Annotated in this window: 7 protein-coding genes; all 7 read left to right on the plus strand. The window is 43.2% G+C overall.

What is annotated here, in order from left to right; genetic code table 11:
• The first annotated feature begins 252 nt into the window (after window positions 1–252).
• The 7 genes from thrS (at window position 253) to yajC (ending at window position 6,838) form a co-directional block, all read left to right on the plus strand.
• Window positions 253–2,283: a threonine--tRNA ligase gene (gene thrS / locus A5294_RS05565; protein ID WP_032842485.1), complete on the plus strand. Its 2,031-nt coding sequence runs from the start codon at window positions 253–255 to the stop codon at window positions 2,281–2,283.
• A gap of 215 nt (window positions 2,284–2,498) precedes the next feature.
• Window positions 2,499–3,155, plus strand: coding sequence for a CDP-alcohol phosphatidyltransferase family protein (locus A5294_RS05570; RefSeq protein WP_064340660.1), 657 nt, complete (start codon window positions 2,499–2,501; stop codon window positions 3,153–3,155).
• Between the two features lie 62 nt (window positions 3,156–3,217).
• Window positions 3,218–3,976, plus strand: coding sequence for a YebC/PmpR family DNA-binding transcriptional regulator (locus A5294_RS05575; RefSeq protein WP_004106544.1), 759 nt, complete (start codon window positions 3,218–3,220; stop codon window positions 3,974–3,976).
• A gap of 6 nt (window positions 3,977–3,982) precedes the next feature.
• Entirely contained in the window at window positions 3,983–4,564 is a 582-nt protein-coding gene (ruvC, locus tag A5294_RS05580; RefSeq protein ID WP_004106546.1) for a crossover junction endodeoxyribonuclease RuvC, read from the plus strand.
• Between the two features lie 87 nt (window positions 4,565–4,651).
• Complete coding sequence (gene ruvA, locus A5294_RS05585) at window positions 4,652–5,281, plus strand: Holliday junction branch migration protein RuvA (RefSeq protein ID WP_064340661.1); 630 nt, start codon at window positions 4,652–4,654, stop codon at window positions 5,279–5,281.
• A gap of 94 nt (window positions 5,282–5,375) precedes the next feature.
• Window positions 5,376–6,380, plus strand: a complete 1,005-nt coding sequence (gene ruvB, locus A5294_RS05590; protein ID WP_217428681.1) for a Holliday junction branch migration DNA helicase RuvB — start codon at window positions 5,376–5,378, stop codon at window positions 6,378–6,380.
• A 59-nt stretch (window positions 6,381–6,439) separates the two neighbouring features.
• Window positions 6,440–6,838 carry a preprotein translocase subunit YajC gene (gene yajC / locus A5294_RS05595; RefSeq protein WP_004574313.1) on the plus strand — a complete coding sequence of 133 codons (399 nt, stop codon included), beginning with the start codon at window positions 6,440–6,442 and terminating at the stop codon, window positions 6,836–6,838.
• Window positions 6,839–6,853: the final 15 nt, after the last annotated feature.

Raw genomic sequence — 6,853 nt, forward strand, 5'->3', positions numbered from 1 at the left:
ATAAAAATTAATGATTTTTCATCAAGATTGCATGCAAGGCGAGAAAAAGTAGCCGAAAACGCTATTTAGCAAAAGTGCCTTAAAAGTCGTTCTGTTGTCCTAGAATATCAACGAATTGCGCGTGAAAAATGCGTGCGATTGACGTCGTTTTTTGCGCGTTTTATTTATGTTTTAATCGCGTAAGTTTATCGACGCCACACAAGTCCAGGTCTGCACATTAGTAACGCAAGACCCCGATAGAAAAGGACAATTATGGCTGAAAATACCATCTCCATCACCGTAAACAAGGAACGCAAGGAGGTGGATGCAAGCTTCACTGGCGCCCAACTTTTCGCGGAAGATAAGAATATTATTGCCGTGCGTTTAAATGGCGAGTTGCGTGATTTGTACACGCCTCTTCATGACGGCGATACCGTGGAATCAGTAGCCCTTGATAGTGAAGATGGCATCGCAATCATGCGTCATTCCGCTACTCACGTGATGGCTCAAGCTGTTCAAGAAATTCGACCAGACGCAAAGTTGGGCGTAGGTCCTGTAATTAAAGACGGCTTCTACTACGATTTCGATGTTGATACTCCATTTACGCCAGACGATTTGAAGCAAATCGAAAAGCATATGCAGCGCATTATTAAAGAGTCTCAAAGCTTCCGTCGTCGCGTTGTAACTGAAGATGAAGCGCGCGCTGAAGAAGCAAATCAACCTTATAAGTTGGAGTTGATTGGGGATAAGGAAGCTGCTCTTGATCCGGCTGCTGCTGGCGAAATTAGCAAGCATGAGCTTAGCATGTACGACAATTTGGATCGCGAAGGCAATAAAGTTTGGAGCGATTTGTGCCGTGGACCTCATTTGCCAAACACTCGCTATATTAAGGCTTTTAAGCTTGAGCGTGTTGCTGCAGCTTACTGGCGTGGCTCGGAGCATAATCCTATGCTTCAGCGCATTTACGGAACTGCTTGGCCTAGTAAGGAAGAGCTTAAAGCTTATACAACTCGCATGGAAGAAGCTGCTAAGCGCGATCATCGTAAGCTTGGCCAAGAAATGGATTTGTTCTCATTCCCAGATGAGATTGGTCCAGGCTTAGCAGTGTTCCATCCAAAAGGTGCTGCAATTATTAACGCAATGGAAGATTATTCCCGCGAACAGCATCGCAAGCATCACTACAGCTTCGTACAAACTCCGCACATTACTAAGGGTGGCTTGTATGAGACTTCCGGCCACTTGCAGTGGTACAAGGATGGCATGTATCCTCCAATGAAGCTTGACGAAGAGCGCGACGAAAACGGTAACGTAACTCGCCAAGGTGCTGACTACTACTTGAAGCCAATGAACTGCCCAATGCATAACTTGATCTTCAAGTCTCGCCAGCGTTCTTATCGCGAGCTTCCTTTGCGCTTGTTTGAGTTTGGTACTGTGTATCGCTACGAAAAGTCTGGCGTTGTGCATGGGTTAACTCGTGTTCGTGGCTTGACTCAGGATGATTCGCATATTTACTGCACTCGCGAGCAAATGCGCGATGAGTTGAAGAGCTTGCTTAACTTTGTGCTTGGTCTTCTTAAAGACTTCGGTTTGAACGACTTCTACTTGGAGCTTTCCACTAAGGATGAGCACAAGTTCGTTGGTTCCGACGAGATTTGGGAAGAAGCAACTAATACTTTGGCAGAGGTTGCTAAAGAGTCTGGTTTGGAACTCGTGGACGATCCAGGTGGAGCTGCATTCTACGGCCCGAAGATTTCCGTGCAAGCTCGCGATGCAATCGGCCGCACTTGGCAGGTTTCTACTATTCAGCTCGACTTCAACTTGCCTGAGCGCTTTAAGTTGGAGTACATTGCGGCTGACGGTAGCCACCAGCGTCCTGTGATGATTCACCGCGCACTCTTTGGCTCTATTGAGCGTTTCTTCGCTATTTTGCTTGAGCACTATGCAGGCGCATTCCCAGCATGGTTGGCTCCAGTTCAGGTGACTGGCGTTCCTGTTGCAGATGAGTTCGCTCCACACTTGCAAAAGTTGATTAGCGATTTGGAAGAGAATATGGTTCGTTGCGAAATGGACAACTCTGACGATCGCTTCGGCAAGAAGATTCGTAACGCTTCTAAGTCTAAAGTGCCTTTCACTTTGATTGCTGGCGAAGAGGATGTGAACAACAATGCTGTGAGCTTCCGCTTCCGCGATGGCAGCCAATTGAATGGCGTTCCTGTTTCGCAAGCTAAAGAGTGGATTTTGTCCATCATTAAGCAGCGCGTTCAGGTCAATACTGCAGAAGATTTTGAGCGCTACACTAAGTAGCATAAGCTATTTAAGTTATGTAACTTAAATAACGTTACTTAAGCAGCACAGTTTCGCTTGAAAATTAAATTGCAATAAATAAACGAAATAAGCAAAAGCCCACACTTCTTAAAGTTGTGTGGGCTTTTGTGTGTATTACAGCCGATTGACTAATATGGGATTGTTTATTGAACCCAAGTTTTATTTGCTTGATTACGCTAGGAAGGTTGCATTCAATGTTGGAATCATTACGCAGTGGGTTTAAGCGCACTATTTCTCCAATTGCAAAATTGCTAGTCCGATTAGGCATAAGTGCTAACTGTGTAACAATTGTCGGCACAATAGCTGTAGTTATTATTGCTTTTGTTACTGCTTTTACTAAACAGTTTGTTGTTGGCACTATATTTTTAACTATTTTTGTGCTTGCAGACAGTTTAGATGGTTCTGTTGCTGCTTTGACAACAGGCGGCACAAAATTTGGTGCATTTCTTGACTCAACTCTCGATCGCATTGCAGACTGGTCATTATTTTCCTCTGTATGCATTTGTTTGTATGAAGCTCACGAAAAAAATATGTGCACTTGGATTTCAACTTTGAATGGCAATGCAATAAAGTATGTAGGATTATTAAGCTGTTTGGTTGCTCTTATGGCAGCTTTCATAACTTCATACACTCGCGCTCGCGGTCAGTCAATAAATGTAGATCCTAAAAAAGGTTTAATAACTCGTGCAGATAGAGTTGCCGTGATTCTTGTTGCTATGGGGCTTGTTGGTCTTACAAATCAACTTTTTTGGTTGAGTTTTGCTATGATTCTGCTTGCTGTTGGCGGTATTATTACAGTTTTCCAGCGTATTTTTGAAGTAAAGCATGGGCTTGATATAAAAGATAAATAAAATTTGTCGCGAAAGCGCAATAAAATCGTTTCGTTTGGTTAACTGTACGTTTTAGGAGTATCATGTCAGGTCATTCCAAGTGGGCGACTACAAAGCACAAGAAGGCCGCTATCGACGCAAAGCGTGGCAAGCTTTTTGCCAAGCTTATTAAGAACATTGAAATTGCTGCACGTTTGGGTGGTGGCGATCCTGATGGTAACCCTACGCTGTACGATGCCATCGTTAAAGCCAAGAAGGCTTCCATGCCTGCTGACAACATCAAGCGCGCTGTAAAGCGTGGTTCTGGTGAAGAAGCTGGCGGCGCAAACTATGAAGAAATCGTTTACGAAGGTTACGCTCCTGCAGGTGTTGGATTGATTATTGAATGCCTTACTGATAACCGTAATCGTGCTGCTGCTGATGTGCGTTCAACTCTTACTAAGGGCAACGGTTCTTTGGCGACAAGCGGTTCCGTGAGCTTCAACTTCGAACGTAAAGGTTTGATTGAGGTTCCATCCGAAGGCGTTGACTACGATAAGCTTTTCGAAGTTGCAGCTGAAGCTGGAGCTGAAGATGTTGCTGATGATGGTGATGTTTATTCTGTTTACACCAATTCCAGTGATTTGGTAACTGTGCGTAAGGCTTTGCAGGAAGCTGGTTTCGACTATGATTCTGCAGATATCATTATGCATCCAAACAATGAGGTTGAATTAAGCTTCGAAGATGCTCAAAAAGTTTCTCGCTTAATCGATAATCTCGATGACTTGGACGATGTTCAGAATATTTACAGCAACTGGACCGCTTCAGATGAGGTTATGGCTCAGCTTGAGGAAGATGAATAGTCTCCTATGATGATTTTGGGCGTTGACCCCGGGCTTACTCGCTGCGGGGTCGGCGTGATTGAAGCCGGCGTCTCGCGTCGGCTTTCTTTTATTCACGTCGATGTGTTGAGGTCTGAGCCTGATCTTTCGCAAGATTTGCGACTTTTAAAGATTTATAACGGATTAGTTGAAAAAATTGAGCGTTTTTCGCCTGATACTGTGTCTATTGAACGTGTTTTTGCGCAAGAAAATCGAAATACTGTTCTTGGCACTGCACAGGTTGCTGGTATCGCAATGCTTGCTGCAGCTCAGCGCAATATTCCTGTTGCTTTACACACTCCTACTGAAGTTAAACTTGCTGTAGCTGGAAACGGAAAAGCTCAAAAACCTCAAGTAGAGCGCATGGTAGCGCGATTACTTGGTCTTAATGTTTTGCCTACTCCTGCTGATGCTGCCGACGCTTTAGCTCAAGCTATTTGTCATGCTCTTCGTCCTTCTGGTGCTTTACAAGGTGGCGAACGCGAGCAGCATCTAACTGCTGCGCAGAAACAATGGGCTTTAGCTCAAGCTCAGGCGCGTAAATCTTCTTCTGTCGTTCGAGACATGTAGGATATTAATAGAACAGATGTTCTATTATAATTGTATTTGACTTTATGTGCTTTAAGTTATGAGTTTTTGTTAAGTAGGAGTGAGCTTATGATTGGAATGCTTGTTGGGCAAGTTGCGTCAATTGATGCTCGTTCTGCGCTTATTGTTGTTTCTGGAGTTGGCTACGAGACTTATATGCCTTCTCAAGATTTGTCTTCTTTGCATGAAGGGCAGGAAGTTCGCGTTTATACGTCGCTTCAAGTTTCGCAAGATGCTTTAACTCTTTATGGTTTTACAACTCAAGCTGCTAAACGAATGTTTTTGCAAGTGCAAAAAGTTAGTGGAATTGGTCCTAAAGTTGCTCTTTCTATGCTTTCAACTTTGAATGTTGATCGTCTTTTACAAGCTATTTCTGAGGGAGATGTAACTTCTCTTTCTTCTGCGCCTGGTTTAGGGAAAAAGGGTGCGCAGAAGATTATTTTGGAATTGAAGGGTTCTCTTGATCCTTCAATACTGGCAGATAGTTCTAATGATTCTACTCAATCTAATAAGCAGATTGTTGATTCTAGCGTGCAATGCGTCATAGAGGGTCTTGTTTCATTGGGTTGGAGACAAGTTGACGCTCAAAGAGCAGTTGAGCAAGTCTGTGCAGAGAATAATATTTCAACTCCTATATCTGATGCAGATTTGCCTAATGTCTTACGAATGGCATTAGCTTCACTTGATAGAGGTAGGTAATCATGTTTGTAAAGAATCTAGTATTGGGGGAGTTGAAGTGAGTGAAAAGTATGCTTCTGCGCTAAATACTGGTGTTGCTGAAGAATCCTTACGCATGGTTTCTTCAACTCCTTTAGGAAATGAGCAACTCAGTGATGAGGAGCTTCGTCCTCACGCATTAGAAGGTTTTATTGGCCAACCAGTTTTAAAAGCGCAATTGCAACTGTTTTTAGATGCTGCTAAAAAGCGTGATGTTGCGCCTGACCATATGTTATTGGCAGGCCCTCCTGGATTGGGAAAAACTACATTAGCAATGATTGTTGCTAATGAATTGCAAGTTCCTATTCGAATTACTTCAGGTCCTGCTATCCAGCATGCTGGAGATTTAGCTTCTATACTAAGCGCGCTTGATGCAGGTGAGGTGTTGTTTATTGACGAAATTCATCGTTTGCCTCGTGCTGCAGAAGAGTTGCTTTATATTGCTATGGAAGATTTTCGCGTTGACGTTATGGTGGGTAAAGGTCCTGGCGCCTCATCAATACCGTTAACTCTTCCTCGTTTTACCGTAGTGGGAGCTACTACTAGGGAAGGAATGTTGCCTTCTCCATTGCGTGCTCGTTTTGGTTTTACTGCTCATCTTGATTTTTATCCTCACGAAGAGCTTGAAAAACTTATTGAACGATCTGCTAAAGTCTTAGGGATTCGTCTTGTTGATCAAGCTGCTAAAGAGCTATCATTGCGCTCTCGTGGCACTCCTCGTATAGCGAATCGTTTGTTGAGGCGTGTCAGAGATTGGGCTATTGTGCATGATTTGTCAGAAGTAAATCATGAAGCTGTTGTTGAAGCGTTAGCTTTATACCAGATTGATACGCAAGGTCTTGATCGACTTGATATTGCAGTTTTGAAGGCTATGGTTTGTCAGTTTAACGGTGGACCGGTTGGTCTTAATAATTTAGCTGCAATGGTTGGTGAAGAAGCTGAAACTGTTGAAACAGTATGTGAACCATATTTAGTGCGTGAAGGATTCTTAATTCGCACTCCTAAAGGTCGTGTTGCAACTAGTAAAGCTTGGAAACATTTGGGCTTTAAAGAGCCTAGTAATGTCAGTGAGCTAGCTTAAAATAATTAACTTGGACGGCATTTCGACCGTCTTAGGGTTGGATACTTAAGGAGTTTACTTTGCCTCAATTTTTCCAGCAGTATGGCATGCTTATTATTCTCGTTGTAGCAATGGTTTGCATGATGATGTTCCAGACTCGCAATGCTAAGAAGCGTCAAGCTGAAATGCGTTCCTTCCATGAATCTTTGGAGCCAGGCACTGAAATTATTACAATTGGCGGCATTATCGGCAAGATTGTAAGCGTAGATACGCAGTATGAAGAGATTGTTATCGATTCAGAAGGTAGCTTGATGCGAGTATCTTTCCGCGCTGTAAACAGATTGTATGTGCGTCCAGCGTTTATTAGCGATGAAGAGGCAGAAGCTGCACAAGCAGAAGAAGCTAAGCAGGATGATGCAAATAAGTCTGTAAACGAAGATAACAAGCCAGTATCAGAATCTGCAGAATCTGAAAAGTAATAACTTTTATTCCAT

Source organism: Gardnerella sp. 30-4, from assembly GCF_001641215.1.
Classification (GTDB): domain Bacteria; phylum Actinomycetota; class Actinomycetes; order Actinomycetales; family Bifidobacteriaceae; genus Bifidobacterium; species Bifidobacterium leopoldii.